This window comes from Exiguobacterium sp. UBA7533, from assembly GCF_002479335.1.
In the GTDB taxonomy this organism is placed as follows: domain Bacteria; phylum Bacillota; class Bacilli; order Exiguobacteriales; family Exiguobacteriaceae; genus Exiguobacterium_A.
The window spans coordinates 688,766-713,877 of sequence record NZ_DLMP01000001.1 but is presented as its reverse complement, the minus strand read 5'-3'; the positions used below and the strand labels follow the sequence as shown (position 1 = coordinate 713,877).

The 25,112-nt window shown below is 48.3% G+C and carries 28 protein-coding genes; 20 read left to right on the top strand and 8 right to left on the bottom strand.

What is annotated here, in order from left to right; all coding sequences use genetic code 11:
- Window positions 1–26: 26 nt before the first annotated feature.
- Together B2U10_RS03590 and B2U10_RS03585 are read right to left on the bottom strand one after the other, a co-directional pair.
- A complete protein-coding gene (locus B2U10_RS03590) occupies window positions 27–494 on the bottom strand; it encodes a hypothetical protein (protein WP_035410169.1) in 468 nt (155 codons plus the stop codon).
- A gap of 343 nt (window positions 495–837) precedes the next feature.
- A complete protein-coding gene (locus B2U10_RS03585; RefSeq protein WP_214852417.1) occupies window positions 838–1,578 on the bottom strand; it encodes an SGNH/GDSL hydrolase family protein in 741 nt (246 codons plus the stop codon).
- Between the two features lie 42 nt (window positions 1,579–1,620).
- Here B2U10_RS03585 and B2U10_RS03580 point away from each other — a divergent pair, with 42 nt between their 5' ends.
- Both B2U10_RS03580 and B2U10_RS03575 read left to right on the top strand, forming a co-directional pair.
- The gene (locus B2U10_RS03580) at window positions 1,621–2,682 is read left to right on the top strand and encodes an acyltransferase family protein (protein WP_035410164.1); all 1,062 of its coding nucleotides are present in this window, start codon (window positions 1,621–1,623) and stop codon (window positions 2,680–2,682) included.
- Between the two features lie 56 nt (window positions 2,683–2,738).
- Window positions 2,739–3,071: an Asp23/Gls24 family envelope stress response protein gene (locus B2U10_RS03575; protein WP_029342549.1), complete on the top strand. Its 333-nt coding sequence runs from the start codon at window positions 2,739–2,741 to the stop codon at window positions 3,069–3,071.
- Window positions 3,072–3,109: 38 nt separating this feature from the next.
- Here B2U10_RS03575 and B2U10_RS03570 read toward each other — a convergent pair whose 3' ends face one another.
- Together B2U10_RS03570 and secA2 are read right to left on the bottom strand one after the other, a co-directional pair.
- Window positions 3,110–3,871: an SLAP domain-containing protein gene (locus B2U10_RS03570; protein WP_290785655.1), complete on the bottom strand. Its 762-nt coding sequence runs from the start codon at window positions 3,869–3,871 to the stop codon at window positions 3,110–3,112.
- A complete protein-coding gene (secA2, locus tag B2U10_RS03565) occupies window positions 3,855–6,218 on the bottom strand; it encodes an accessory Sec system translocase SecA2 (RefSeq protein ID WP_290785652.1) in 2,364 nt (787 codons plus the stop codon). Before secA2 ends, B2U10_RS03570 begins: the two co-directional genes overlap by 17 nt.
- A gap of 278 nt (window positions 6,219–6,496) precedes the next feature.
- On the opposite strand from secA2, the gene pgmB reads away from it, so the two are divergent.
- A complete protein-coding gene (pgmB, locus tag B2U10_RS03560) occupies window positions 6,497–7,168 on the top strand; it encodes a beta-phosphoglucomutase (protein WP_035410155.1) in 672 nt (223 codons plus the stop codon).
- Window positions 7,169–7,259: 91 nt separating this feature from the next.
- On the opposite strand, the gene B2U10_RS03555 is transcribed toward pgmB, so the two are convergent.
- Window positions 7,260–8,744 carry an N-acetylmuramoyl-L-alanine amidase gene (locus B2U10_RS03555; RefSeq protein ID WP_290785649.1) on the bottom strand — a complete coding sequence of 495 codons (1,485 nt, stop codon included), beginning with the start codon at window positions 8,742–8,744 and terminating at the stop codon, window positions 7,260–7,262.
- Window positions 8,745–9,037: 293 nt separating this feature from the next.
- Between B2U10_RS03555 and B2U10_RS03550 the strand changes: the two genes are divergently transcribed.
- From B2U10_RS03550 to chrA, 4 genes are read left to right on the top strand one after another with little or no spacing between them, the layout of a single operon-like run.
- Complete coding sequence (locus B2U10_RS03550; RefSeq protein WP_035410150.1) at window positions 9,038–9,439, top strand: hypothetical protein; 402 nt, start codon at window positions 9,038–9,040, stop codon at window positions 9,437–9,439.
- 59 nt (window positions 9,440–9,498) lie between these two features.
- The gene (locus B2U10_RS03545; RefSeq protein WP_035410148.1) at window positions 9,499–10,542 is read left to right on the top strand and encodes a glycosyltransferase family 4 protein; all 1,044 of its coding nucleotides are present in this window, start codon (window positions 9,499–9,501) and stop codon (window positions 10,540–10,542) included.
- Between the two features lie 58 nt (window positions 10,543–10,600).
- Window positions 10,601–11,704, top strand: coding sequence for a DUF418 domain-containing protein (locus B2U10_RS03540; protein WP_290785647.1), 1,104 nt, complete (start codon window positions 10,601–10,603; stop codon window positions 11,702–11,704).
- Window positions 11,705–11,756: 52 nt separating this feature from the next.
- Window positions 11,757–12,908 (top strand): chromate efflux transporter, encoded by a 1,152-nt coding sequence (chrA, locus tag B2U10_RS03535; protein WP_290785644.1) that lies wholly within the window; start codon window positions 11,757–11,759, stop codon window positions 12,906–12,908.
- A gap of 49 nt (window positions 12,909–12,957) precedes the next feature.
- Here chrA and B2U10_RS03530 read toward each other — a convergent pair whose 3' ends face one another.
- The 3 genes from B2U10_RS03530 to B2U10_RS03520 form a co-directional block, all read right to left on the bottom strand.
- On the bottom strand, window positions 12,958–13,374 hold the full coding sequence (locus B2U10_RS03530; RefSeq protein WP_290785641.1) for a GNAT family N-acetyltransferase: 417 nt from the start codon (window positions 13,372–13,374) through the stop codon (window positions 12,958–12,960).
- Window positions 13,349–14,380 carry an LCP family protein gene (locus tag B2U10_RS03525; RefSeq protein ID WP_290773061.1) on the bottom strand — a complete coding sequence of 344 codons (1,032 nt, stop codon included), beginning with the start codon at window positions 14,378–14,380 and terminating at the stop codon, window positions 13,349–13,351. Before B2U10_RS03525 ends, B2U10_RS03530 begins: the two co-directional genes overlap by 26 nt.
- A gap of 69 nt (window positions 14,381–14,449) precedes the next feature.
- Entirely contained in the window at window positions 14,450–15,091 is a 642-nt protein-coding gene (locus tag B2U10_RS03520; RefSeq protein ID WP_035410134.1) for a YigZ family protein, read from the bottom strand.
- A gap of 99 nt (window positions 15,092–15,190) precedes the next feature.
- Between B2U10_RS03520 and B2U10_RS03515 the strand changes: the two genes are divergently transcribed.
- The 13 genes from B2U10_RS03515 to csrA all read left to right on the top strand — a co-directional run bounded on the left by B2U10_RS03515 (window position 15,191) and on the right by csrA (window position 25,086).
- Window positions 15,191–16,363 carry a sensor histidine kinase gene (locus B2U10_RS03515; protein ID WP_029342538.1) on the top strand — a complete coding sequence of 391 codons (1,173 nt, stop codon included), beginning with the start codon at window positions 15,191–15,193 and terminating at the stop codon, window positions 16,361–16,363.
- Entirely contained in the window at window positions 16,360–17,052 is a 693-nt protein-coding gene (locus B2U10_RS03510) for a response regulator (protein ID WP_290785638.1), read from the top strand. The genes B2U10_RS03515 and B2U10_RS03510 overlap by 4 nt, the downstream gene beginning before the upstream one ends.
- A 134-nt stretch (window positions 17,053–17,186) precedes the next feature.
- Window positions 17,187–18,035: a DegV family protein gene (locus B2U10_RS03505; protein ID WP_290785635.1), complete on the top strand. Its 849-nt coding sequence runs from the start codon at window positions 17,187–17,189 to the stop codon at window positions 18,033–18,035.
- 243 nt (window positions 18,036–18,278) lie between these two features.
- Window positions 18,279–19,490, top strand: a complete 1,212-nt coding sequence (locus B2U10_RS03500) for a helicase-related protein (protein ID WP_290785632.1) — start codon at window positions 18,279–18,281, stop codon at window positions 19,488–19,490.
- Window positions 19,491–19,651: 161 nt separating this feature from the next.
- Window positions 19,652–20,128 carry a ComF family protein gene (locus B2U10_RS03495; RefSeq protein WP_290783399.1) on the top strand — a complete coding sequence of 159 codons (477 nt, stop codon included), beginning with the start codon at window positions 19,652–19,654 and terminating at the stop codon, window positions 20,126–20,128.
- Window positions 20,129–20,272: 144 nt separating this feature from the next.
- The gene (locus tag B2U10_RS03490; RefSeq protein WP_155960182.1) at window positions 20,273–20,551 is read left to right on the top strand and encodes a hypothetical protein; all 279 of its coding nucleotides are present in this window, start codon (window positions 20,273–20,275) and stop codon (window positions 20,549–20,551) included.
- Window positions 20,552–20,587: 36 nt separating this feature from the next.
- Window positions 20,588–20,836 (top strand): flagellar biosynthesis anti-sigma factor FlgM, encoded by a 249-nt coding sequence (gene flgM / locus B2U10_RS03485; RefSeq protein ID WP_035410118.1) that lies wholly within the window; start codon window positions 20,588–20,590, stop codon window positions 20,834–20,836.
- A 96-nt stretch (window positions 20,837–20,932) separates the two neighbouring features.
- Window positions 20,933–21,340, top strand: a complete 408-nt coding sequence (locus B2U10_RS03480) for a flagellar protein FlgN (RefSeq protein WP_290785629.1) — start codon at window positions 20,933–20,935, stop codon at window positions 21,338–21,340.
- 12 nt (window positions 21,341–21,352) lie between these two features.
- The gene (gene flgK / locus B2U10_RS03475; RefSeq protein WP_290785626.1) at window positions 21,353–22,879 is read left to right on the top strand and encodes a flagellar hook-associated protein FlgK; all 1,527 of its coding nucleotides are present in this window, start codon (window positions 21,353–21,355) and stop codon (window positions 22,877–22,879) included.
- A 7-nt stretch (window positions 22,880–22,886) separates the two neighbouring features.
- Entirely contained in the window at window positions 22,887–23,825 is a 939-nt protein-coding gene (flgL, locus tag B2U10_RS03470; RefSeq protein ID WP_290785623.1) for a flagellar hook-associated protein FlgL, read from the top strand.
- 13 nt (window positions 23,826–23,838) lie between these two features.
- Window positions 23,839–24,417, top strand: coding sequence for a DUF6470 family protein (locus tag B2U10_RS03465; protein ID WP_290785620.1), 579 nt, complete (start codon window positions 23,839–23,841; stop codon window positions 24,415–24,417).
- A 4-nt stretch (window positions 24,418–24,421) separates the two neighbouring features.
- The gene (fliW, locus tag B2U10_RS03460; RefSeq protein WP_056063060.1) at window positions 24,422–24,862 is read left to right on the top strand and encodes a flagellar assembly protein FliW; all 441 of its coding nucleotides are present in this window, start codon (window positions 24,422–24,424) and stop codon (window positions 24,860–24,862) included.
- On the top strand, window positions 24,862–25,086 hold the full coding sequence (gene csrA / locus B2U10_RS03455) for a carbon storage regulator CsrA (protein ID WP_035410102.1): 225 nt from the start codon (window positions 24,862–24,864) through the stop codon (window positions 25,084–25,086). The genes fliW and csrA overlap by 1 nt, the downstream gene beginning before the upstream one ends.
- Window positions 25,087–25,112 lie beyond the last annotated feature (26 nt).

Below are 25,112 nucleotides of genomic sequence, written 5' to 3'. Positions count from 1 at the left end.
GGTAATGGGGCAGTCCTCTTTTCGCTTCAAGCGGGATGATCACTTTTTGGACGGGAGTAGACGATGAGCACGCCACGTTCGACAAGCTGAAGGGCAAGGATCTGTTTCACTTCTTCCGATGCCTTCGTCTGAGCGAGCTGCCGGTAAAGTAGGCGAAGTTCACGACGCATCGTCTTACGAATCAGCCACATGCTATCGATCGTCGTGCACCAACTGGTGACGGTCTCATGTCCGATATAATACTGGGTCTGACGTTCAAGATAATGAATCCACCACTCGTCACGCGCCATTTTTAGTACGATACCTGTGAGCCCAAGTACAAGGATCGCGAGGGGAATGCTTTCATATAAAGGAAGACGACCAAGAACGGTACCAACATTCGTGACGAGGGCAAGCATCACCCATCCTATGCATCCGATGACAAGCCAATATCCAAAGTTGAGAGTACTTCGATGTCGTAACGTCACTTTCGGCGTAAGCAATGAAGTGGCCATCAGAAACACCTCCTTGTTAAATAATCGAATTTTCTGACAATTTATAGTTGTCCTTCTACTATAGTTACTTTTTCCCGAATCGTCTAGTCATTAGACATGGAAAATGTGTTTCTTTCTTGACGAAATTCGTGTACGCTAAATGTAGAAGTGAGCGGTTACATAAAGGAGGATATGAAGAAATGATGGATCAGGTTATCTGGATCGCTGTCGGAATCGTTGCTGTTGCTGTTTTCTCAGCATCAAGCGTTGCAGCTTATATGGGCGTTAAAAACCAAGAAGACTAAGAATCGAAAAACGGCGCATCCCGATTGCCGGGATGAGCCGTTTTTTAATGCGCCATCGCTTATTTGTTTGCTGTTATGTTTGTTTGCAACGCATAAGGTTTTAAGGCATCACTCCAGCGCAGGTAACCCCCACCGACGAGGTGTAATCCATCATACGTCAAGCGATTCTGAAGATACCCTTGTTTGTTCGTCAAAACAGGTCTCAAGTCGACGAATGGGATTTTAAGCGATTGAGCGAGATTTTGTAAATTTCGGTTCAACGCTTCGACATCACGATTGATTCGGACAGAGTCCGAATATTTTGGAGCCACAGGAACGGTTGACTGGAGGACGACGTCGATGTTATTTTTTCGAAGTGTCGTCACGATCGTCGTCATGTTCTCGGTAATTTGTGGAATCGGCGTATAGTGACGGATGTCATTGATGCCACCCATCAAGAAGACGCGTTTTGGTTTCATCTCGAGAATCAGGTCGAGGCGAGTCAAAAAGCCTTCTGTCGTATCGCCAGGAATCCCGAAATTAATGATTGTCGGATCCTCCATCAAGATGCGCCAATCGGCAAAATTCGTCATCGAGTCACCTAACATGACAGCGTTCGCTGATTTTGGGTATTGATAAGTATGGAATAGACTATTCAAACGGACATAGTTCGGGTTCTTATCGTATTGGAATGTCGTGACTGGAGTCGTACTCTTTGCAGGTAAGACGCTTCCGAAGGTTTCGAGCGGTTTACGTCCCAGTAACAATGCAAGGAGAACGACGTTCAAGACGATGGATAGAATCAGGAGTGTCTTTTTCATAAACATTCGTTCCTTTCGAGGGAGTATAAGGGGTAGTGTAACATGAATCGGAATCCTTGGTTTGATAATATCAAAGGTTTTCTTGTCATTTTCGTCGTCATCGGTCACATGCTGACGGATTTACGGTTTGATTATGACGGAAAGTTGCTCGAGACGGTCTATCTATTAATTTACTCGTTTCATATGCCATTATTCATTATCTTAAGCGGTTATTTCTTCCGCGAAAATAAATACTTACGCGTCATCCAATTATTTGCCGTCTATTGTGTCTGGCAAATTTTAATTGGTTCTTGGGCGACACTTGGAGAAGGACTACCACTGTTGTCCGGGGAAAATATCGGAACACATCTACTACGTCCGTATTGGGCACTTTGGTATCTGTTCGTTATGGTCGTCTGGTATATCGTGACGCCGTATGTCGTCCGCTTGCGAGGATATGTCTGGTTTGGTCTCGCGTTCGCTTTGTTATATGGGTTCGAGCTTGAGAACACGGGCTTCTTAGCACTTCGCAAGTTGATCATGTTCTATCCGTATTTCTTACTCGGGAACTATCTATCGGAGCACGAGTTCATCCGGATTTTCGAGATGCCGAAGAATTTCAAGCGGCGGATGAACGTCCGTTTGATTGGTGGTATCACGTTCGCAGCCGTCATGGGCTTCCTGTTATTCGAAGCATGGCGTGATACGCCGAAAGAGATTGTCGACTTTGCAAATGCGTTCAAGCATCGTTTCCCATATGTCGAACAATATGATAGTGACGCGTGGGTTGGTGTACTCAAGCATAGCGTCATCTACCTCTTATCGATTGCGGCTTCGCTCGGTTTCATGATGTTAATTCCAATGCGTCGTTTGCCGCTCATCACGCGAGCAGGGGAACTCAGTCTCTATGTCTACTTGCTTCACGTCTTCTTCGTCATGGCGTGGCGCCAATACGTAACGGATGCGTTCGTTCCGCAAGCATGGCTTGCCTTACTGATCATGATTGGCGTCGCCTTACTAATCGTTGGCATCATCATACACCCGCTCGTCGTCCGTGTCCTCCGTCCTTTGATTGAGATCGACATTCGTCCGATCGTCGAGAAGCGGGAAGACCTTTCAAAATAAAGCGGAATGCATTACACTTTAGATAGATGGATTACTAGACGAAGGGCGTGGAAGGTATGTCATATAATTTAAATAATGCGGATGGTGTCGTGAACGTCTCGCAACAAGTCATCGAGGTCATCGCAGGTGTAGCCGTTCAAGAAACAGAAGGCATTGCCTTTACAGCAGACGATTCGAAATTACAGGAAAAACAGATGGTCAAACTTGTAAAAGTCGAAGATGTCGGCGGCGACATCACGGTCAGTTTATCTGTGCATATCAAATACGGCATGTCGATCATCAAGACAGCTGGAAAAGTCCAAGAACGAATCGCGCAAGACATGGAAAATATGCTCGCGTTCCAACCCAAAGCAATCAACGTCCGTGTCATCGGACTCTTAAAAGGATAAGAAAAACGTCTCGGCATCTTGTGTGCCGAGACGTTTTTTTATGAAGAAGGTGGGAGATAGCGAAGTCCGAGAGCATCGACGTGCGGGGCAGTGCAGGAAAAACGGAGACGGATCGCTTGTTGACTATAAGCGGGTAAGGAGAGTCCGGGATGGGTGACATCTGCGATTGGCGTTTCGTCATCCATTAGTTCAAGTGTTAGCGCCTCGAGTGTCAGCGTCTGATCGCTCGCATTACGGACGAGAACGATTGCTGTCACAGTGTCTAGCTCGCGCGTGATTGAAACTGGTAAGAGGGACCAACCGTCTGCGGGTGGTGTCGGATGCGAATAAGCGACTTGGCGGATCATCCGTTGCTCGAGTTCCGTGGAGTCGTCTTCGATGAAGAGCTCCGTCAGAGTCTCGCTTGAGAAGACGAGTTGTAGCGGCTCCGTCAACTGTTCGAGGTCGACGAAACATTCGTCTTCTTCAAACGTCAACCAGAGCGGTAACGTCGCCATCGGAAGGATGACCGGGACCTCCTCGATACTGAGAACTTTACGAGCAACAAGTTCATCACCGGATAAAGCAAGGACGACGAGGTCATTCAGGTGGAACGACCGAGACAACGTGTTTTGGAACAAGGCGATGACATGAAGCGGACGGTATGATAAGACTTGAAACAGATGGATTGCCATCTGATTGGCTTCTAGATCAGGCAGTTGTTTCACGACGTGACGAAAGACGTATTCATCTTCCTTGACGATCGGCATGTCCTCCGTGAAGTAGAGCTGGGGACGGAACACTTCATTCGACGTGTGCATGGTGCAGTTCTCCTTCGCTATCGTGTGTCTGTTCGGCGCGGCAGATGCCTGAAAGGACCTGTTTCTCGAAACTTGCAATGGCATATTCAAAATAATCCATGCCTTCCCGTTCGAAGATGCGGACCGGTTGTTCTTGTCCGTAACTGCGGAGATGAATCCCTTCTTTTAAAGTGTTCATCGCCGTCAGGTGGCGCGTCCATTGCTCGTCCAGTGCAAGGAGGATGAAACGTTTGACGGTCTCTTTTTCAGCTGTGACATGGGCAACGAGTAGGGCTTCGGTTTCAGCAATCAGCGCCTCGAGTTGTCGTTTCATCTCGTCGATCGTCTCCAGTCGTTCTAACGTGACTGGTTGATGTAACAGTTGCTCGAGTTCTGTCATGACGAGAGCCAGTGGCCATTCTTCTGGAACGAGATCGTCAGAGAGTGTTTGGTCGAGGATCGACGGCAAGACACGTCCTGCAAATGGCTGAACGATATCCTCGAGTGACGTCGCATCAACGATTCTGTTCCGGAGATGATAGATCGCTTGCCGTTGTTCACTGATGACTTCTTCGAGCTGAACGAGTTCATCCCGAACACTTCGGTTGACAGATTCACATGTCGACTGAGCGAACTGCAATAGATCCCGGACGTCACGCGAAGTGAGCGGACCGGAAGTATTTCGTACTTTTTGTTGCACACGCTCAAGGCGATCGCGCGCGAAACGGCGTGGCAGTTCATCTTCGAGCGAAAGATAAAACTGCGTCAATCCAGGATCACCCTGGCGACCTGCCCGACCACGCAACTGGTTGTCGATCCGGATCGATTCATGGCGTTCGGTACCGATGACGAACAAGCCGCCTTGTTGTCGTGCCGCTTCATCGAGTAAAATATCCGTTCCGCGACCTGCCATATTGGTCGCGATCGTGATTCGACCAGCTTGTCCGGCAGCCGCAATAATCCGAACTTCCTGATCGACGGTTTTAGCGTTCAGGATCTCGTAGGTGAGTCCGTGCGCATCAAGTGTCTTCGCGACGCGCAAAGACTGTTCAATCGATGAAGTCCCGATCAAAACCGGTCGTTCCGTGACGTGTGCCGATTTTGTTGCCAGCGCGATGGCTTCTAGCTTTTCGTCGCGTGTTGCAAAGACGACGTCCTCTGCATCGATCCGAATTTTCGGGCGGTTCGATGGAATCGTCACGACGTCCATACCGTACGTCTTTTGAAATTCTTCCCGTGACGTCGCCGCCGTACCGGTCATTCCAGCTACCTGATGATAGAGACGGAAGTAATGTTGGATCGTGATTTGGGCGGTCGTCCGGTTCTCTTCCGTGACCGGAACCCCTTCTTTTGCTTCAAGGGCTTGGTGTAAACCATCGGATAGACTGCGTCCTTCCATCAGACGACCTGTGAAGAGGTCGACGAGCGCGATTTTTTGATCCTTGATGATATAATCGACATCTCGTTTGAGAACGACATGGGCACGTAAGGCTTGAATGACGTAATGGAAGAGGACGGAATGCTCGGCGGCAAACAGATGATCAATCGCAAACGCCTCTTCGATTGTTTCGATGCCATGATCGGTCAAGGCGACGGCTTTGATTTCTTCATCAAACGTATAATCCCGCTCGTCTTCAAACGTCTGGACGACATGACGGACGAGTTGTTGTAATCCTTCGTGGACACTGTCTCGTTCCGCCATGATGAGTGGCGTTTTCGCTTCATCGATTAAAATGCTATCGACTTCGTCGATTAAGGCGAAGTGCAGGGGACGTTGCAGACGTTCCGTCGGCTCCATGATCAGATGATCCCGCAGGTAATCGAATCCGAATTCAGTCCCGACACCGTATGTAATATCTGCTGCGTAGGCAATCCGTTTTTCCTCAAACGTTGCTTCAGCGGAATTGATTCCGACCTGCAATCCTAAAAAACGGTGGATCTGACCGATTTGTTCAGCATCGCGTCGTGCTAGATACTCATTGACGGTAATGACGTGAACGCCTTTTCCATATAACGCTTGGGTGAAGCTCGCGAGTGAAGCGACGAGCGTCTTTCCTTCACCTGTCGCCATTTCGGCGATTTGTCCTTCCAGTAGTGCGAGTCCGCCCATGAGCTGCACATCGTAGTGTCGTAAGCCGAGCGTCCGTTTACTCGCTTCTCGAACAAGCGCAAATGCCATTGGTGAGATTGCATCAATCCGTTCTCCGTTTCGTAGCCGTTCCCGCAACGAAATCGTCAACTCCCGTAACGCTTCATCAGATGTTTGCTCCATTTCTCGTTCTAAGCTATTGATCGTCGTTACGATTTTTTCATAACGATGAACTCTTCGACTTTGATCATTCAACAACTGTTTAACACGTTGAAACATCTTCGTCACTCCCTCATATGCTATGAAGTCATTATAGCAGTTAAAAATTGTAAAACGAATAGTAAAAAACGAAATAAGTAAAACATTCCCTTAAAATTGAAAGCGTTATCAAAAAGAAGGTATCTCAGCTTTAAAAACAAAGAATCAGAAATATTTGATAACGCTTGCAAAGAGTCGAGAGAACCAGTAAAATTATTCATGAGGCAAGTGCAATCGTTTGCGCAAAGTCATTCGATTTCTTGCCTTGCATGGACGATGGAAGAAAGGATGGATGTCGGATGGCACCAACGATCGAAGCGGTCATTTTTGATTTAGACGGCGTAATTACCGATACAGCAGAGTATCACTACTTAGCGTGGAAACAATTAGGAGAGGATTTGGATATCCCGTTCGACCGGGAATTTAATGAGACATTAAAGGGTGTCAGCCGGATGGATTCACTCGAGCGTATCCTTGCGCTCGGCGGAAAACAAAACGCTTTTTCAGAGGACGAGAAGCTAGCACTCGCCGCTAAGAAAAATGAACACTACGTCACATTGATCCAGCACATCTCTGAACAGGATCTTCTTCCTGGAATCACTGCATTCCTCGATGAAATCCGAAACGCTGGGCTGAAAATCGGAATGGCGTCCGCCTCTAAAAATGCGCTGATGGTCGTTGAGGCATTAAAGGTTCGACACTATTTCGATGACATCGTAGACGCTGCGACTGTTGCACAATCGAAACCACACCCTGAAGTGTTTCTCCGTGCTGCAGAAGCACTCGACGTCGAACCGAGTCGTTGCATCGGTGTAGAAGATGCGACGGCTGGCATTACTGCCATCCACGCTGCCGGCATGTATGCCGTCGGAGTCGGACCGGAGTCGGCACTCCATGAGGCAGACTATCGTGTCGATTCGACAGATTTGCTTTCCCTTGAGCAAATCCTCGCTAGTCGCTCCCTTGTCTGAACCATTCCCTGATGGTGAAGGACATTCCTTGAAAGTTATGTATTTAAAAAGGATCGCTTCCCTGAGCGATCCTTTTTAATATGCGGTTGATTTAAAGCGAAGCGAGAATCCCGTCCGCGATTGCTTGCGCGTAGCGGGATTGATATGTTGGATTCGTAAGTTTCGCACGATCCGAACTGTTCGAGAGGAAACCGAGTTCCGCTAGAATCGATGGCGCTTGTGTGCCGCGAATGACAGCATAGTTCGCATAATGAACGCTTCGGTTACGCATGCCAGCATACGAGACGAGACGTTGCTGAACGTTCTGAGCGAGGTTGATCGAAGAAGCACCTTTATAGTAGAAGGTCTCTGCTCCATATGCCTGTTCACTCGTTGAAGCATTGATATGAACACTGACGAAAGCAGTCGTCGCATGACTATTCGCAAGGGCGCTCCGTTCTCCAAGTGACGGGTAGTAATCGTTTGTATAACGTGACATCGTCACATCGACTTTTCCGGCAAGACGTTCAGCGACTTGTTTCGTGACTGCAAGAACGATGTCACGTTCCGTAACGCCGTAACGAACCGCGCCTGCGTCATGTCCACCATGACCTGGGTCAAGGACAAGCAATGGACGGTTTGATGGTGCCGGTTGGAACAGTGTCAGATACGTCGCATCGACATAACCGCTTTGACCACTTGCTGTCCGGACGGAGACGAAGCCTTTCGTTTGATGCCGCGGATTCGTGACGACGACAGGGGTCCCCCGACCGAGACGGGCGATTTGACCACTGAGCGTTGAAGTATTCGCACGAAGAGCGACACTGTTACCGGACGAGATCAAGACATACATCTTCGAACCACTGTAGTCAACGTTTCCAGTCGTCGAGGCAGGGACGAAAGCCCCTTTCTTCAAGTATGTCCCCATGACATAACCTGTCTTCCCTTGGTACTGCACCGTATGCCAGTTCGATTTAACGGCGAGGGAGCTGACTGCTGTTCCACTCGGAATCGTTGTAAGTACTTTCCCGGACGTCGAAGGGGACGAACGGAAGTTCAAGCGATCGGTCGTCGTATAGACCGTGGTCTTAGCTGGTGCAGCTACTTTCTTCAAATAAGAACCCGAAACATAACCAATCTTGTTCGCATAGGTCACTTTATACCAATTTCCGCTTTTAAAACTCGATTGTACTCCTGTCCCTTTAGGAATCGTCAACAAGCGATTAGAAGACGTCGTTGCCGCACTACGTAAGGACAACGCATCGGTCGTCTTATAGGACGTCTTCGTAAAGGACGTACCACTCTCAATCTTTTTCAGGTAAGATCCCGTCACATAACCCGTCTTTCCTTTATATGACAACTTATACCAAGAGCCTTTACGGTAGTTTGACGTGACGTTCGTCGTCTTCGGGATCGTCAGTAGTTTCTTCGAAGAGGTCGAATTCGAACTACGTAAATTCAAAGCATCCGTCGTCTGATACGAAGTTTTCGTAAAGGTTGTGCCGGTCGCAGCCGATACAGTAGAAGTAGAAGCGAAGCAACCGGATACCAACGAAAGTACTAAAGCGGTCTGAAATGTTTTAGGTAATTTGCCCATTAAATTTCCAGTCTCCTTTTCGTTAAAATAAGAAAGATATATCTTGTATTAATAGAACTTAAGTATTATTAAAATAGTTAAATCTCGAAATTATATGTTCCGTTTTCATTCCTTTCTGTTAATATGAAGTGTAGCCAATTTATCGGTAAGGATATGAAAATATTACAGGATAATTAAATAATTAAAGAAATTATATATTATCGAGGCAAATTATAGTTTAATATATTTCAAAATACATACAATTGAAACACAACTGAAACATTAATGTATAAAATAGGAAAGAGGGGCAAGGAATGGGGAACAGTGAACACATCTACCGCGAACTAATGGAAATCGAAGAGGAATACCGTCGTCTGCAACGACGCGCCGAGTATTTGATCTCGGAATTAAGCCGTGGAACGGGAGAACATTCGCAAGAAATCGCCGTCACGCATGAGCGTCCGTTAAAGCAACGTCGCGTCAATCAACGGTATCCACTAGAAGTCTACGTGCACCAAATCAGTGATTTAATGCGCGAGCGTGAATCGATGACAGCACGTGATATCCAAATGGAACTCGAGTTACGTTATCGCCACCAAATCAGCAATATCTATCAATTGATGGCGAAAGTCGAACAGGCAAACCCTGCCATTAAGAAAGTCGGACGCGGTATCTATACATATGATCCAGCTGCTGAAGTACCGATCTTCATGTAAGAGCCGCTCGTCGGCTCTTTTTTTTTATGATATAATTCGCGCAGGAGCGTGATGTTACTATGTTATGGACTGCGTCCATCGTCTGTTTTATCGCCGCCTTACTGATCACACCCGTCGTGAAACGCTTTGCGATTGCAGTCGGTGCCGTTGACAGTCCAGACGCGCGAAAAGTACATGTCCGAATCATGCCGCGACTTGGCGGACTTGCGATCTATATCGCGTTCATGATCGGTTATTTTATCTTACAACCTTCGAGTCCGTATGCGACGCATATTCTAGTCGGCGGATTCGTTATTATTTTGACAGGTGCCTTTGATGATCGATTCCAGCTCAATGCCCGTTTAAAGCTGATGGGGCAAATCGTTGCCGCCGTCATTGTCCTCAACGGTGGGATTCGGATCGAGTTCATCAATCTACCGTTCGACCAACAATTATATCTCGGGTGGTGGAGTGTTCCGTTGACGTTCCTTTGGGTCATCGGGATCACGAACGCCGTCAACTTGATTGATGGATTAGATGGTTTAGCAGCCGGTGTCTCAAGTATCGTCTTGTTGACATTGATCAGTCTTGCCGTCATCCAAGGAAACGTCTACGTGACGATCGTCGCGATTCTCTTATTGATGAGTACGTTCGGCTTCTTGTTCCATAACTTTTACCCAGCGAAGATTTTCATGGGCGATACGGGTGCTTTGTTCCTCGGGTATATGCTCGGTGTGTTGTCGTTACTTGGATTCAAGAACGTGACGCTGTTCTCACTTGCCGTCCCGGTCATTTTGCTTGGTATCCCGATTTCCGATACGTTATTTGCGATCGTCCGCCGGGTGTTGCAAGGAAAACCGCCATTCGCACCGGACAAAGCTCATTTGCATCACCGGTTACTTGATCTTGGCTTTACAATGCGACAAGCGGTCCTTGTCATCTATGGACTCTGTGCAATTTTTGGGATGACGGCAGTTCTCTTTTCTCAGACGAACTCACTTGGGGCACTTGTCTCCCTCGTCATGTTACTGCTTGTCCTCGATATTTTAGTCGAGTCGCTTGGTTTGCTCGGTGAACGCTATCGTCCATTATTGAATTTGTTGGAACGTTTTACATCGAGATAGCGTATGATAAAGACCGCTCAGAAAATGAGCGGTCTTTTTTTAGGAAGGAAGTGTTAGGTTGGAACAACAGTTGAATCAACGCATTATTTATTTAGATGTGTTACGGGGTTTTGCATTATGCGGAATCCTATTCGTCAATATGCCAAGTTTTCTTGGGGATCGATCACATGCGATGATGGGAGAAGCGGACCAATGGATTCGTCTGTTTTTTGACCTCTTCATCCAGACGAAATTCTATACGCTGTTTAGTGCCTTGTTCGGAGCAGGATTCTATTTGTTCATCCAGCGTTTGCGACAAAAAGGATTATCGAAGATGATTTTTGCGCGTCGTCTAGGGATTCTTTTTCTCATTGGACTAGTACATTTATGCTTGTGGCAGGGCGATATTTTACATACGTATGCGTTGACTGGTTTCATCTTGTTATTATTTACGAAAGCAAAGCCGATTACGAAAGTGTTAGTTGCAGTCGTCGGTCAAGTGTATACTTTCCTGATTTACATATCGATTTACCAATATGCTAACGAATTCGGAGATGAATCGAGTATCGAAGAGAATGATTTCTTGCAATCGTTGGTCGCTTCCCGGGATATTGTCGGCTTCATTCACGATGAGATAACCGTTCAACTACCGCAATCCTTTCTGAACACCGGTATCATATGGCCGCAAATTCTGTCGCTGTTCTTAATCGGGGCATTGTTGATGGAACGTTTCAGCACACGACCGCCGACGAATCGTTTTCTCTGGTGGACGCTCGGAATCAGCCTGTTGCTGACGGTGCCATCATTCGTAGGAATCATTCATTCACATATGGACGTACCAGACGGTTCATCTAATCTCTTTTATGTCTGGTTATCAGGTCGGACGCTTGCTATCACCTATGCTTGTGCTGTCGCATTACTCGTCCGTGCTGGACGAATGCGGTGGTTTGCTGGACTGGGACGGATGGCATTGACGAACTATTTAATGCACACACTCGTCTTTACATGTTTCATCTTCCTGAGCGGTCAGTTTGAAACGACGCCTTTATGGCAAGGTCTGTTGCTTGTATTCCTGCTTTTGATTACGCAAGGTATCGCATCAAACAGATATCTAAAGCATCATGCACAAGGTCCCATGGAGAAATTGTGGCGAAAGGGAACATACGGGAAGAAAAATCATTGAAGTTCACGAGAACTTAACAATTTTTATGTAAAATGAAAGATGGAGGTGAAACATGCATCGTTTAATCGAAATCTTTCTAGTGTCGTTTAAGCTCGGATGGACATCGTTCGGTGGTCCGGTCGCCCATCTCGGGTATTTTTATGAAGAATATGTCAAACGGAAAAAATGGATCGACGAGAAAGCCTATGCTGACTTAGTCGCGCTCTGTCAATTCTTACCCGGTCCAGCCTCGAGTCAGGTTGGAATGGGCATCGGACTGATCCGTGGTGGGGTAGCAGGAGCAATTATTTCCTTCATCGGCTTCACGTTGCCGTCGAGTATCGCCTTGATTCTGTTCGCGCTTCTTGCGACACGGTTCGACGTTGCAGAAGCTGGATTCATTCATGGTTTGAAGCTCGTGGCAGTCGCGATTGTCGCTGACGCCGTTCTGAGTATGGGAATGAAGCTTGCGACAGGTGCCAAACGCCTGACTTTGATGTTACTGGCGCTCGCAGGCGTGCTCTTGATTGCCCATCCACTGGCGCAAGTCGGAGTTTTGTTGCTCGCAGGTCTTCTTGCCTTCTTCTGGTTCAAAGAAGAACCGGAGACGGGTGGTTCGTTGGCGATTCGCGTACCACGAATATTTAGCGTCACCGCACTCGTCTTGTTTTTCGTCTTACTCACCGTCACGCTGTTTCTCGCTCAAGCGACAACTGGAACCATCCAGCTGACGAGTATCATGTACAGTGCCGGAGCTCTCGTCTTTGGTGGCGGGCACGTCGTTTTGCCGTTTCTTGAGCAATCGCTCGTACCTGGACTCATGAATACGGATACGTTCCTTGCCGGATATGCAGCGGCACAAGCGGTACCAGGACCTCTCTTCACATTCGCGACGTATCTCGGTACGATCATCTCTGGTATTTCTGGAGGCATCCTTGCGACGCTTGCGATTTTCTTACCCGGTTTCTTACTCGTCATCGGTGTTTTGCCGTACTGGGATCGCATCCGAAAAAATCAGTCGGTTGGTCGGATGTTGATCGGGGTCAACGCTGCCGTCGTCGGTATCTTACTCGCGGCATTGTACGATCCGATTTTTACATCGAGTATTAAAAGTGGACTCGACTTCTTGATGGCTTTCGGATTATTTTGTCTGTTACGTTTTTACAAGCAGTCACCGCTTCGTATTGTTCTGATCGGTACAGTGCTCGGGTTTCTTTTCTTCTAATAACAAAGCAGCAGCGGACATTTGTCCACTGCTGCTTTGTAATTAGACGTCACATGCGCGTCAAGAAGACGAGTTCAATCTCATCGCGGAATACGCGTCGAACTTCCGTGAAGCCGAAGCGAGCATAAAGAGCGAGCGCGGGAAGATTACGCGCGCCAGTCATGACATGTTTTACGTGACTGTGTTCGAATAGATGTTGCAACAAAGATTGTGCAATCCCTTGCCTGAAGTATGCCGGATCAACGACGAGACGGGTGATTGTCAGAGCGTCAACCGTGACAGCACCAGTGATGTTATCGTCGATAACATAAACAAAACCAGTCGGTGCCTCTATGTTGATGTCATCAATCGTTTCGCGTAATGGCGGGAAATCAGCAGTTTCGAGTAATCGTGCTTCAATCTGATAAGCGCGGCGCTGAACGTCTAATAGTGACGTATGATCAGTTGGTTGAAGTGACCGAATCATCTGCAGCCTCCGTCGTCGTGCCGTCCGTTGTCTCATCAGTCGGTAGATTGAGCTGTTCCTTCAACGTCGTTTTTGCATCCGCAAGTGAAGTCGGATCAAGTTGGTAGTAGTAGACGCCGTTGATTTTCGTATCCGTTCCTTTTAGATCAATCCGGTTGATCGAACCGATTTTTTTGATGAATGGTTGCAATTGGAATGCTTCCGTCAACGACATGTTCGTTTTGAAGTTATCACCGGTCGCATCCATCAGACTGTTCAATTTCGTGATGGAACCGAATGAGGTGGATTGATCGACGATTGCTTCGACGATTTGTTGTTGGCGTTTTGTTCGACCGATATCACCTTCAGGATCTTGATAACGCATTCGGGCATAAGCGAGTGCTTCCTCCCCGTTCAACGTTTGTTTCCCCGGCTCCAATTTGACGCCATTGCGCTTATCGGATGAGTCGAGCGTATCGATTGGTAATTTGACGTCGACATCGATGCCACCTAAGGCGTCAACGATCGCGACGACACCGTTGAAGTTGATCGAGGCATAATAGTCGATGGGGATATCAAGTAATGTCTCGACGGTTTCAATCGTTGAATCGATGCCACCGAAGGCATAGGAATGGTTGATCTTATCTTCATAACCAACCGAAGGAATCTGGACAAGTGAATCACGAGGAATACTGACCATATCGACCGTCTGATCATTCTTGTTGAATGTCGCGACGATCATCGTGTCAGCACGTGAGGAGGTATCGCCAGGTCGTTCATCCGTTCCGACAAGCAAGACAGAAAAGTGGTCTTTCGTCAAATCAATCGCAGCTTTTCGTTTCTCAGACTTGTCCCCACGAGCTAAATCGACTTTTGAGTCGTTTGCGGTCTGAAATGTCTTGTACGCGACATACGCGAAGGTCGCCCCTCCGCCAATAAGCACGATAAGAAAACTGATCACGAACACTTTGAACCAAGAACGTTTTTTCTTTATCTTTTTTTTATTGCTTCGGGTTCGCTCTTCCACGTTCATTAACTCCTAACTTTATCTGAATTTTTGAAAAACTTTAAAATTCTTTACAATCAGTATAGCAGTTCAGGAAATAATGTCACGTTCGAGGTAGCGTGTAGAGCCGCTTGACAACTCAGCTTGACCATTCGTCATATTCGTCATCCAGTCGAGAAAATCCGGAACATCGGCTGTCTTGACGAGGACGTCGATCTGGACTTGATCGAGGTAATGGATCTGATCAATTGGATGGACGCTTGCCCGCAGTTCGTTCTCGAGTTTTCCAAGCCATGTATAATCGACGGTGACGGAGACGACAGTATGTTCGATCCGTTCGACGACGCCGACTGCGTTCAGTGCTTCAGAAACGCTCGAACCATAAGCGCGGATCAATCCACCGCCACCCAGCTTGATACCGCCGAAATATCGTGTCACGACAACGACCGTATCGCGTAAGTCTCGCTTTTTCAATACTTCAAGCATTGGAACACCGGCCGTTCCGCTCGGTTCACCGTCATCATTCGCTTTTTGGATCTCATTGCGTTCACCGATGACGTAGGCGGAACAATTATGGTTCGCATCGTGGTGTTTTTTTTTCAGCTCGGAAATGAACGCCTGGGCTTGTTCTTCCGTCGTTGCACGCGCTAAATAGGTAATGAATCGTGACTTTTGGATAATGATTTCGTGGAAACCGTTTTCTTTTACTGTATAATAATTAGATAATGTCATAATCAAAAATGTCCTCCTCGTTAACTAGTTCTTTCTAGCATAACGACGTTCCAAGAGAGAGACAACCGTAGACGACTGGCAAGGAATGGAGGGAGTACCATGACGAATGAGATGAGGGAGCGGCTATCCTTGAATGATATCGTACAGAACATCATCGGCGTCGTAGAGGAGAGTCGGGAAGAAATCGTCCGGATTACGGAAAGTTCTCGCGAACAGTATGCCGAAATTCAGCAAGAACTACGCGACCTGAAGATTCGGGTGCACGACTATATAAAAGAAGCAGAACGACTTGAACGGCACATCAAGGATGCGAAGGCGCGACTCGTCGTCGTCAGTAAGAACTTCGACAGCTACTCGGAACAGGATGTCCGGTCGGCCTATGAGACTGCAAACGCGTTGCAGCTCGAATCTTTCATCAATCAACGAGACGAGATGAATTGCCGAAAACGACGTGATGAGCTCGAACGCCGACTGATTCAGCTCGATGAGACGATAGAACGAGCAGATCAATTGATTGGACGTGTCTCGGTCGTCTTGAACTTCTTGACGGACGATATGCAGATGATGAATGAAAAATATGAAAAGGCGATGCAAAAGCAGGAGATGGGTCTAAAAGTCTTCCAGTCCGCCGAAAATGAACGCCGCCGGCTGTCGCGCGATATGCATGATGGTCCGGCACAGACGCTTGCCCATGTCTTGATCCGGGCAGATTTGATTGAAAAGATTCACCAGCACAATGGGGCAGAGGCAGCTTTTGAAGAGATTCACCGTTTACGGACGTTGATTCGGGATGGGCTTGCTGATATCCGTCGTATCATATACGATTTACGTCCGATGACGCTTGACGATCTCGGATTCGTTCCGACGCTCGAGCGTTATCTTCGTCATATTCAAGAAATTTCGAATATTCCGGTTCACTTCAACTATCTTGGAGGCGGTGAACGGATCGATTCGACGTATGAAGTCGCTGTCTTCCGAATCGTCCAAGAAGCTGTCCAAAATGCAGTAAAGCATTCCAAAGCGAGTGACATTCGTATTATCATAGAACAATATCAACATTCCGTACGAATCCACGTGAAGGATAATGGCGTTGGATTTGATTTCGATTCCATCGTCGCATCATGCGACGAGTCATTCGGACTCGTTGGTATGCGTGAACGGATCGAATTGATCGATGGTGAATTCGATATCGAGACGCAGCCCGGAAAAGGTACGGTCATCAAGGTCAAGATTCCAATCGAGGAATCCGAAGCGAGAGGGGAAACACTGTGAACAACGAGCAAGTGAAAGTAGTCATCGTCGACGATCATCAGTTATTCCGCGAAGGCGTTAAACGAATTCTTGATTTTGAAGAAGAATTCGTCGTCGTAGCGGAAGGGGAAAGCGGAGCAGAAGTCATCTCGCTCGTCGAAACCCATCAACCGGATATCGTCTTAATGGATATCAACATGCCGCAAGTCAACGGTGTTGAAGCAACAAAACGTCTGATGGAAGTCTATCCGGACGTCCGTGTCATCATCTTATCGATTCATGATGATGAGACGTATGTCATGCATGCTCTTGGTGCCGGCGCAGTCGGTTATCTCTTAAAGGAAATGGCAACCGATGAGCTCGTCAATGCGATTCGTTCCGTATACCGCGAAGGTGGCTACGTCCATCCGAAGGTCACACCGAACTTGTTACAGGAATATCGTCGTTTGATGAAGATGAAACAAACGATGGCATCACATCCTGTTGAAAAACGAGTCGCGGAAGCACCGCTCCACGTTCTAACACGTCGCGAATGCGAAGTCTTACAGTTACTGGCGGACGGCTTCTCAAACCGCGCGATCAGCGATACGTTATACATCAGTGAAAAGACGGTTAAGAACCACGTCTCATCGATCCTTCGGAAGATGAATGTACCGGACCGTACTGGTGCCGTCGTCGAATCAATCCGCCGTGGATGGGTCGTCGTCTAATATCTCGAAAGACAGGAGCTCCCGCTTCCGTCTTTCTTTTTTTATCCAAGGAAAAATGCTACACTTAAAAACGATTGTGGCGTGTCACATTCGGCAGCGTCACGACGGAACTATAAAAGCGAGGAAATTCACGGATGAGCCAGATTGTGATCTTAACGGATAGCACAGCCTATCTGCCAACTACCTATTGTGAAGAACATCAAGTGCACGTCGCACCACTTAGTGTCATCTTCGACGGTGACGCCTATCGAGAAGGGTTTGACATCTCAGTAGCTGAATTTTATGAACGCATCCAGACGGGCAGCCTCCCGACGACATCACAACCGAACATCGGTGATCTCGTTGCGTCGTTCGAGCAATTGCCGGAAGGAACGGATATCATCGGTATCACACTATCGAGTGGAATCAGTGGAACGTATCAAGCGTTACATACGATCAACATGATGGTGGAGCATGTCAACGTTCATCCAATCGATTCACGTATTTCCTGTATGCCGCAAGCGTTTCTCGTCCAAGAAGCCGTTCGTTTGCGAGATGCAGGAGCGACGGCAGAGACGATCGTTGATCGTCTGGAGACATTAAAAAAACAGATTCGAGCCTACTTCGTCGTCGACGATCTAGCCCACCTTCAGCGTGGTGGACGTTTGAGTGTCGCACAGGCATTCGTCGGCTCATTTCTGAAGATAAAACCGGTCCTTCACTTCATCGACGGGAAAATCGTTCCGTTCGAAAAAATCCGGACGTTCAAGCGAGCGGTCAATCGAATCGAGGAAATGATGAAGGAAGACATCAAAGGGGACGGAGCAGGATATGTCATCGGTGTCATCCATGCTGAGGATTCTATGAAAGCAGAAGCAGAAATTGCCGAACTAACGGCACTTTTCCCGCAGGCGCGCATCGAGATGAGCTTCTTCGGACCCGTCATCGGGACCCACCTCGGACCTGGTGCAATTGGTATCACATGGTATCATGCAGCGGAATGAACAACATAACCGATAAAACAGATGAGCAACAGGAATTCTCTTACATTGAGAATACTTGTTGCTTTTGTTTTGTCAAAATCCTCGATTTTCATGAATGATTCTACTTACGAGGACTTTTAGAGGCATAATGTACGCTATTCTCTTAAATTGACTGAGGAAAAAAGCGATGGAGCAGGAACGTATGCGGACAAGGAGATACCAGGCATATGCGAGAAAGGAACGTCACAGAAAGGAGAGGTCATGATGATGGATCTTCGAGGACGACTCGTACCTGCTGAATGGATAGATACACCAAACGAAACATATCGATACATGCCAGCCGTGACATGGCGTTGTCAACGGTGTGGCGCACTACCAGTACGAGGTGCCTGTACATGTGGAAAAGCCTGTTATTATTGTCGAAAATGTCTCGCTTATGGCAAATTGCGAAGCTGCGGGAGGCTCGTGACGGATTTGGAGGCGCTTGATCCAGTGATCCCGTCGCAACACGGACCATTGTTGTTGACGCCGGCGCAATTGCGCATCGCACAAGCAATCCAGCAGACCGTCTTGCGTCCGAAACGACTTCTTGTCCATGCCGTGTGTGGTGCCGGAAAAACACCGATGCTCTTTCCAGGAATCGCCGACGCCCTTACAAACGGACGACGTGTTCTTGTCGCAGCGCCTCGGGCAGATGTCGTCCGGGAATTGACAGGGCATTTGAAGCGAGCATTCGCAAATACGTCCATTGTCTCTTTATACGGTGGTTCGTCGGAGCGTCTCGAGTTAGGTGACATCACGGTCAGTACGACACACCAATTGATTCATTACCGGCATTGTTTCGATGTCGTCTTCTTGGATGAGGTCGATGCCTTCCCTTACCGAATGGACCGGACGTTGCACCGGTACGTCAAACGAGCGATGACGAAAGACGCTGCCTTGATTTTATTAAGCGCCACCCCTTCGTTTTGGCATCGACGCTTTCCGATAGTCCGACTGATGCGGCGCTATCACGGGTATCCGTTACCGGTACCAAAGCTCGTCGTACCTTATACCGAACAGATCGTATTCGATTGGTTGGCGCGTCATGCTGCTGTACCACGGCTCGTGTTCGTCTCGCGTATTGCGGAGCTTGAGCGATGGCAGAACCGATTCGCAGATGCAGGCTATACCGTCGAGACGGTCCATGCCGCGGATTCAGAACGAGTCGAGAAGGTCCGACGCTTTCGACAATCGACAGGAATCTTACTGACAACGACGATTCTAGAGCGGGGTGTGACGATCGAAAACGTCCAGGTTGCGATTCTTGATGCCGATCAAGGATTCAGTACGGCAGCCTTGATTCAAATCAGCGGACGTGTCGGACGATCGTCGGCGTATCCGGATGGTGACATTTTATTTTGCGCCAATGACCGAAGTGATGCGATGTATGAAGCGATCCATCACATTAAAAAAGCGAATGCCGTGCAACCATGAATCGATGTTTATTCTGTCAAGAGGTCTATCTACCTAGTTGGGAACTCGGAAATCTCTGGACTAGGCAAGTGACCTGTCCGACCTGTAAAATAAAGTTTGTAAAAAGAGGGGAATGCGTCGATTGTGGAAAGCCGGGTTCGCCATGCTGTTCAGATTGTACGGTGTGGCGGCAACAAGGGCTGCCCCTCCAGACGACACCTCTTTATCTGTACAATGATGCAGCCAAGGAATTCATGCGTCGGTTCAAGTTTCTCGGAGATACTGCGTTGCTTGAGATGTTTACCGATGACTTGAAGAAGGTAAAAATCAAACAAGCTGTTCTTGTTCCGATACCGTTAAGCACCGAGCGTCTCGCAGACCGTCGTTTCAATCAAGCGGAGTTGATCGCACGCCAGATGCGTGGGAAAATCGCGCCGTATTTGAATCGTTTGGAGGGTCCTGCCCAAAGTAAGGCAGGACGACAGGCTCGGCTTGCGCGAAGTAATCCGTTTTGCGTGACAAATGACGTCAAAGGGAAGAACATTGTGCTCGTCGATGACGTCTACACGACAGGTGTGACTCTTCGGCAGGCAATGTTTCGACTGAAGGAGGCAGGCGCAAAAGAAATTTCTGCTGTAACTTTATTTCGAAGTGTTTAAGAAAGCGACAATCCTGCCGATACTCTGTATGAGGTGAAAGAAATGGATGTCATCAATTGTAAATCTTGCGGAAAGTTAGTCGTGCGTCAATCTTCAGAACTGTGTATTGATTGCATACGAAAGGATCATACGGATTTTGAGAAGGTGCGCGAATTTCTGCGAGAACGACGAAAAATCCGGACTTCACCTAAAGATGTCGAGATCGGAACGGGTGTCAGTCGAGATACCGTCTTCCGTTACATCAAGGAAGGGCGCTTATTGATCTCCGAGATTTCCCAAATGGAAATCATGTGTGAGAATTGCGGGAAGCCCTCCCGTGAAGGCACGATTTGTGCCGCATGTCGTGATCGTTTACGACGTGACCTCGCCCAGGCGATGCTTGACTCTTCTGACTCTTCGAAACCAAGGACGTATCGGACTTGAACTAAGAATCTAGTAGTCTAGAAAGCAGGTGTTCACATGCGAATTGATTCTACGAAATGGGTGAACATGCCCAAAACGTACGAAAGAACTCAATCAGTAGAAGGAACAAAAAACCAACGCACGAACCGTCCGGACGAAGTCAGTATCTCAACAGAAGCGCGCGCGCGTTTTAATGAGACACAGACGTCACGGACTGAAAAGATTGAATCCCTCAAGCAGGCGATCCAGGATGGAACCTATAAACCGGACGCGAAAAAAATCGCGGAACGTTTCTTGAACCTGTAAGCGGAACATCGTAGAAAATGGAGGCGACTCGGGGCACGGATGCGCGGGTCGTTTTTTATATGAATGGAACCTTTTTAATTCGGAAGGAGAAACCGAATGCAACTCATCAATCAACTCAACGAGGCGCACGCTCAATTGCTCGCGCTCGCAGAAGAAAAGAAGCACGTCTTGATTGCAAACGACATGCGTCGCTTGTCTGAAATCGTCAAGGAAGAACCGGTACATATCAAGCGGATTGAAGCATTAGAGCAAGAACGACTTACACTCATGGGGAGCGTGACGATGACCGAATGGATCGAGACGCATCCGGAAGATGTCGACTCACTCCGGACATTGTTGCAGACGATCGGTCAGTTGCGGCAGCTGAATGCACTGAACGCAGAGTTGCTCGAGCAATCGTTGCACTATTTGGATTGGCATCTGCAACTCTTGATTCCAGAAGCAGACGACTTCACATATGGTCAGTCCGCACTGAACCAGACACACTTTAACCGAAACGCGTAAGGAGGAATACGGATGGGATCGACTTTCATGGGGCTTGAGACAGGACGTCGGGCATTAACGACGAACCAGTGGGCCCTGCAATCGACTGGAAATAACATTGCGAACGCCGGTACGGAAGGATTCTCTCGTCAGCGTCTCGTCATGGGAACAACAGAACAGCTTTCGATATCGCTTGGATCTGGGCGAAATGGTCAAGTCGGAACGGGTGTCCGCGGAGAAATGATCGAGCGGATTCGTGACATCATGCTCGATAAGCAATACCGGGATGAAGTGACGAAGGTTTCCTATTACGGCACGAAGGAAGCAGCTTTCGGACGGATGGAAGATATCATCAATGAACCGTCGGATACGGGTCTTGCGAAGGCATTCGACGGATTCTGGGAATCACTTCAGACTTTGTCGACGAATCCGCAGGACTCGGGTGCGCGCAGTGTCGTCCGGCAAAAAGCAGAGACGCTCGCACAGACCTTCAATTACATGTCGAAGGCAATCAATCAGGTCAAATCAGACTTAAAAAGTGAAATGGATGTCTCGACGAAAAAAGTCAATGATCTCTTGCAAAAAATCCATAACATTAATACGGAAATCCATGTCGTCGAACCGCTCGGTACCTTGCCGAACGCGCTCTATGATGAACGTGATCGCTACTTTGATGAACTTGCTCAATATGTCGATTTCGAAAAAGTGACGGTAGACGCTCAGGCGATCGAAACAGGGAAGATGGGGAATGCGTTACGCAATGCAGAAGGACGTATTGACGTCAACATCAAGTTTCCGAATGGGGACAAGCTGCTTGCGGTCGACTCCGACTTACCGAAAGCAGGGACACTAACCTTCACGACGAACGATCAAGGACTATACACAGGCTTCAAATCGGATACACAAACCTACACGTTCGATCAGCTAGGCGGTTTCTCAACAGGTCGTTTGACAGGATTGATCGAGATGTACGGGCAAGAACGAAACGGTCAAGCCGTCGGGGAATACGTCAAGATGGAGAGTCAACTTGATGAGATGGCGAAAACATTCGCCGATGCGTTCAACGCCGCGCACGCGACGAACTTGAAAAAAGACGGGACAGCGGGATCGAATGCGTTCTTTGCTTCGACAAGTGGCGACATCACGGCAGCAACGATTTCTGTCGGTACGGACATCAAAGCGAGTCTCGATAACATCGCGACGTCGACGGACGGAAACATCGGTGACAGCCAAGGTGCGCTGAAACTAGCGAAGATGAAGACGGCAAGCATTACGTTTACGAAGTCGGACACGACGACGACAATCGGCTCGTTCTATCAAAACGTCATCGGCAACATGGCAGTCTCGACCGAACAAGTCGCGCGCCTTGGGAAGAGTGCCGCTGTCTTGATGGAAAGTGCGGATCAACGCCGTATGTCGATGTCTGCCGTCTCGATCGATGAAGAGATGACGATGATGATTCAGTATCAACACGCTTATAATGCGGCAGCACGAAATATTACGACCGTCGATGAGATGCTTGATAAAATCATCAACGGTATGGGACTCGTAGGACGGTGATGAATAGATGAGAGTAACACAAACGATGTTGACGAAAACGAATATCGGGCACTTATCCTCAAGCTATCAGCGCTTGAGCACGCTTCAGGAACAATTGATCAGTGGGAAGAAGATTCAACGTCCGTCTGAGGATCCAGTCGTTGCGATGCAGGGCGTGCGTTACCGGACGGAAGTACGAGAAGTCGAACAGTTCAAGAAAAATGCCAGCGAAGCAACGGGCTGGATGGACTTGACGGATTCTGCCCTTAACGAAGTCACATCAGCGATGAGTCGGATTCGTGAGTTGACGACACAAGCGGCGACGGATACGTATGATGCGACACAACGTAAAGCGATCCAGAGCGAAGTCGGTCAATTGATTGAACACATTGGGACGCTCGCGAATACGAAATACAATGAAAAAGGCATCTTCAACGGGACGAAGACGGATACGGAATTCGTCTCGATGGACGGATTGCGTGATTACTTAGCAAGTGCTTCAGGTCCTGTTGACGGTGTCTTCACGGATGGGGATCCGACGGGCAAGGAGACGGAATCAATTCAATATGAAGTCTCTTCCGGTATCGAAGTCCAAGTCAACATCTCGCCACTTAGCGTCTTTGGACCGGGAACGTTCCAGACATTGAAAAAAGTCTACGATGCCCTAGGGACGAATGCTGACAATAATGGAGCTGCTTTATCCGGTATGTTGAAGGATATCGATGAGATGGTCAACGGCACGGTCGAGACGCGTGCGGATCTCGGGGCACGGGTCAACCGGATGGATTTGAACACGTCACGGCTCGAGGATCAGGAAATCATCGCAAAGACGGTCATGTCGGATAACGAAGACATCGAGGCGGAAAAAGTCATCATGGAACTGAAGTCGTACGAAACGTTACACCGAGCGGCTCTCAGCGCCGGAGCACGAATCATTCAACCGACGTTACTCGATTTCCTACGATAAGGGGTGAAGGCAGATGAATCTTCCACATCTTGAAATGCGTCAGACGGCAGCACGAATCGGGATGAATATCACACGTCCGCAAATCGAGCAGAAGCAGACACCTGCCTCCCTTTCGATCGAACAGCCCCGCGGGGAACTGTCGATTGAAACCGTCGCGGCACGTCTTGAGATCGATTCGACACAAGCCTGGATCGAGATGGGGCGTGTTCCTGCGCTCGAGTCCGTTCGGCAGTACGCTGCTTACGGTCGACAAAAGGGACAGGAAGCGGTCGCGCAGAGAGCTTCGGAAGGGGATCAACTGATGCGGATCGAGCAGGGCGGGGGAACGGTCGCGCGGATTGCAAGAGTTAACGACACACCGCCTGCCGAAGTGACGACACTCGGATTCATCCCGCGGAGTCTCGATCGGGTCAAGACGACCTTTACACCGGCGGAAGTCCGATTGAGCTACACCGCGAATCGTCCGAAGATCGATGTCGAAACGCATCAACCGGAGCTGACCGTAAAAGACGGACAGGTCGAGATTTTCTTACAAGAACAAAATCAATTGAATATGTGGCCGGTTGGTGGCATATTCGACGGGGAAGGATAACGACATGCAAATCGAAACCGATTTTTTTGGAACTATCACGATTGACGAGACGGAAATCATTACTTTCGCGTCCGAATTACCGGGTTTTCCGGACGCGAAGCGCTTCATCCTGCTCCCGTTCGGAGAGGGCGTACCGTTCTGGTCGTTTCAATCGATTGATCAGCCGGAGTGTGCGTTCGTCGTGACGAACCCGTTCTGGATTGATCCGGAATACGTCTTCGAGTTACCGGACGCAGCAAAAGAGCAGCTCGGGATTGAGGATACGGCGCAAGTCGCTGTCTATACGACGGTCACGTTGCGAGATCCGTTCACGACGTCGACGACGAACTTACGGGCACCCTTCGTCATGGAGACGAAACAACGACTCGCGAAACAAATCATCTTAGACGATACATATACGAATCGTCATCTGATCGGTAGCTTGACGGAAGTAGGTGGTCGCTGATGCTCGTACTCAAACGAAAGACGGGAGAAGCGATTCAAATCGGTGACGACATTGAACTGACGATTCTTGCGATTGAAGGCGATCAAATCAAGCTCGGTATCAAGGCACCGCGACAGGTCGACATCCATCGGAAGGAAGTCTACTTGTCGATCCAAGAAGAGAACACGGAAGCCTCCCGTAGCACAGGGTTGATCGGACAACTCTTGAAACAACAGGAAAAATGATTCCATTTGAATGTCATTGGAACGTA

Bases quoted from the DNA above. Each gene is read 5' to 3' on its own strand.
- B2U10_RS03590 (WP_035410169.1), bottom strand. From the start codon at position 494: ATGGCCACTTCATTGCTTACGCCGAAAGTGACGTTACGACATCGAAGT.
- pgmB (WP_035410155.1), top strand. From the start codon at position 6,497: ATGGCACCAACGATCGAAGCGGTCATTTTTGATTTAGACGGCGTAATT.
- B2U10_RS03500 (WP_290785632.1), top strand. From the start codon at position 18,279: ATGATGGATCTTCGAGGACGACTCGTACCTGCTGAATGGATAGATACA.
- B2U10_RS03580 (WP_035410164.1), top strand. From the start codon at position 1,621: ATGAATCGGAATCCTTGGTTTGATAATATCAAAGGTTTTCTTGTCATT.
- B2U10_RS03575 (WP_029342549.1), top strand. From the start codon at position 2,739: ATGTCATATAATTTAAATAATGCGGATGGTGTCGTGAACGTCTCGCAA.
- B2U10_RS03515 (WP_029342538.1), top strand. From the start codon at position 15,191: ATGACGAATGAGATGAGGGAGCGGCTATCCTTGAATGATATCGTACAG.
- B2U10_RS03585 (WP_214852417.1), bottom strand. From the start codon at position 1,578: ATGAAAAAGACACTCCTGATTCTATCCATCGTCTTGAACGTCGTTCTC.
- csrA (WP_035410102.1), top strand. From the start codon at position 24,862: ATGCTCGTACTCAAACGAAAGACGGGAGAAGCGATTCAAATCGGTGAC.
- B2U10_RS03520 (WP_035410134.1), bottom strand. From the start codon at position 15,091: ATGACATTATCTAATTATTATACAGTAAAAGAAAACGGTTTCCACGAA.
- B2U10_RS03550 (WP_035410150.1), top strand. From the start codon at position 9,038: ATGGGGAACAGTGAACACATCTACCGCGAACTAATGGAAATCGAAGAG.
- flgL (WP_290785623.1), top strand. From the start codon at position 22,887: ATGAGAGTAACACAAACGATGTTGACGAAAACGAATATCGGGCACTTA.
- B2U10_RS03465 (WP_290785620.1), top strand. From the start codon at position 23,839: ATGAATCTTCCACATCTTGAAATGCGTCAGACGGCAGCACGAATCGGG.
- B2U10_RS03505 (WP_290785635.1), top strand. From the start codon at position 17,187: ATGAGCCAGATTGTGATCTTAACGGATAGCACAGCCTATCTGCCAACT.
- flgM (WP_035410118.1), top strand. From the start codon at position 20,588: ATGCGAATTGATTCTACGAAATGGGTGAACATGCCCAAAACGTACGAA.
- B2U10_RS03555 (WP_290785649.1), bottom strand. From the start codon at position 8,744: ATGGGCAAATTACCTAAAACATTTCAGACCGCTTTAGTACTTTCGTTG.
- B2U10_RS03530 (WP_290785641.1), bottom strand. From the start codon at position 13,374: ATGATTCGGTCACTTCAACCAACTGATCATACGTCACTATTAGACGTT.
- B2U10_RS03545 (WP_035410148.1), top strand. From the start codon at position 9,499: ATGTTATGGACTGCGTCCATCGTCTGTTTTATCGCCGCCTTACTGATC.
- fliW (WP_056063060.1), top strand. From the start codon at position 24,422: ATGCAAATCGAAACCGATTTTTTTGGAACTATCACGATTGACGAGACG.
- B2U10_RS03480 (WP_290785629.1), top strand. From the start codon at position 20,933: ATGCAACTCATCAATCAACTCAACGAGGCGCACGCTCAATTGCTCGCG.
- B2U10_RS03570 (WP_290785655.1), bottom strand. From the start codon at position 3,871: ATGCACACGTCGAATGAAGTGTTCCGTCCCCAGCTCTACTTCACGGAG.
- secA2 (WP_290785652.1), bottom strand. From the start codon at position 6,218: ATGTTTCAACGTGTTAAACAGTTGTTGAATGATCAAAGTCGAAGAGTT.
- flgK (WP_290785626.1), top strand. From the start codon at position 21,353: ATGGGATCGACTTTCATGGGGCTTGAGACAGGACGTCGGGCATTAACG.
- chrA (WP_290785644.1), top strand. From the start codon at position 11,757: ATGCATCGTTTAATCGAAATCTTTCTAGTGTCGTTTAAGCTCGGATGG.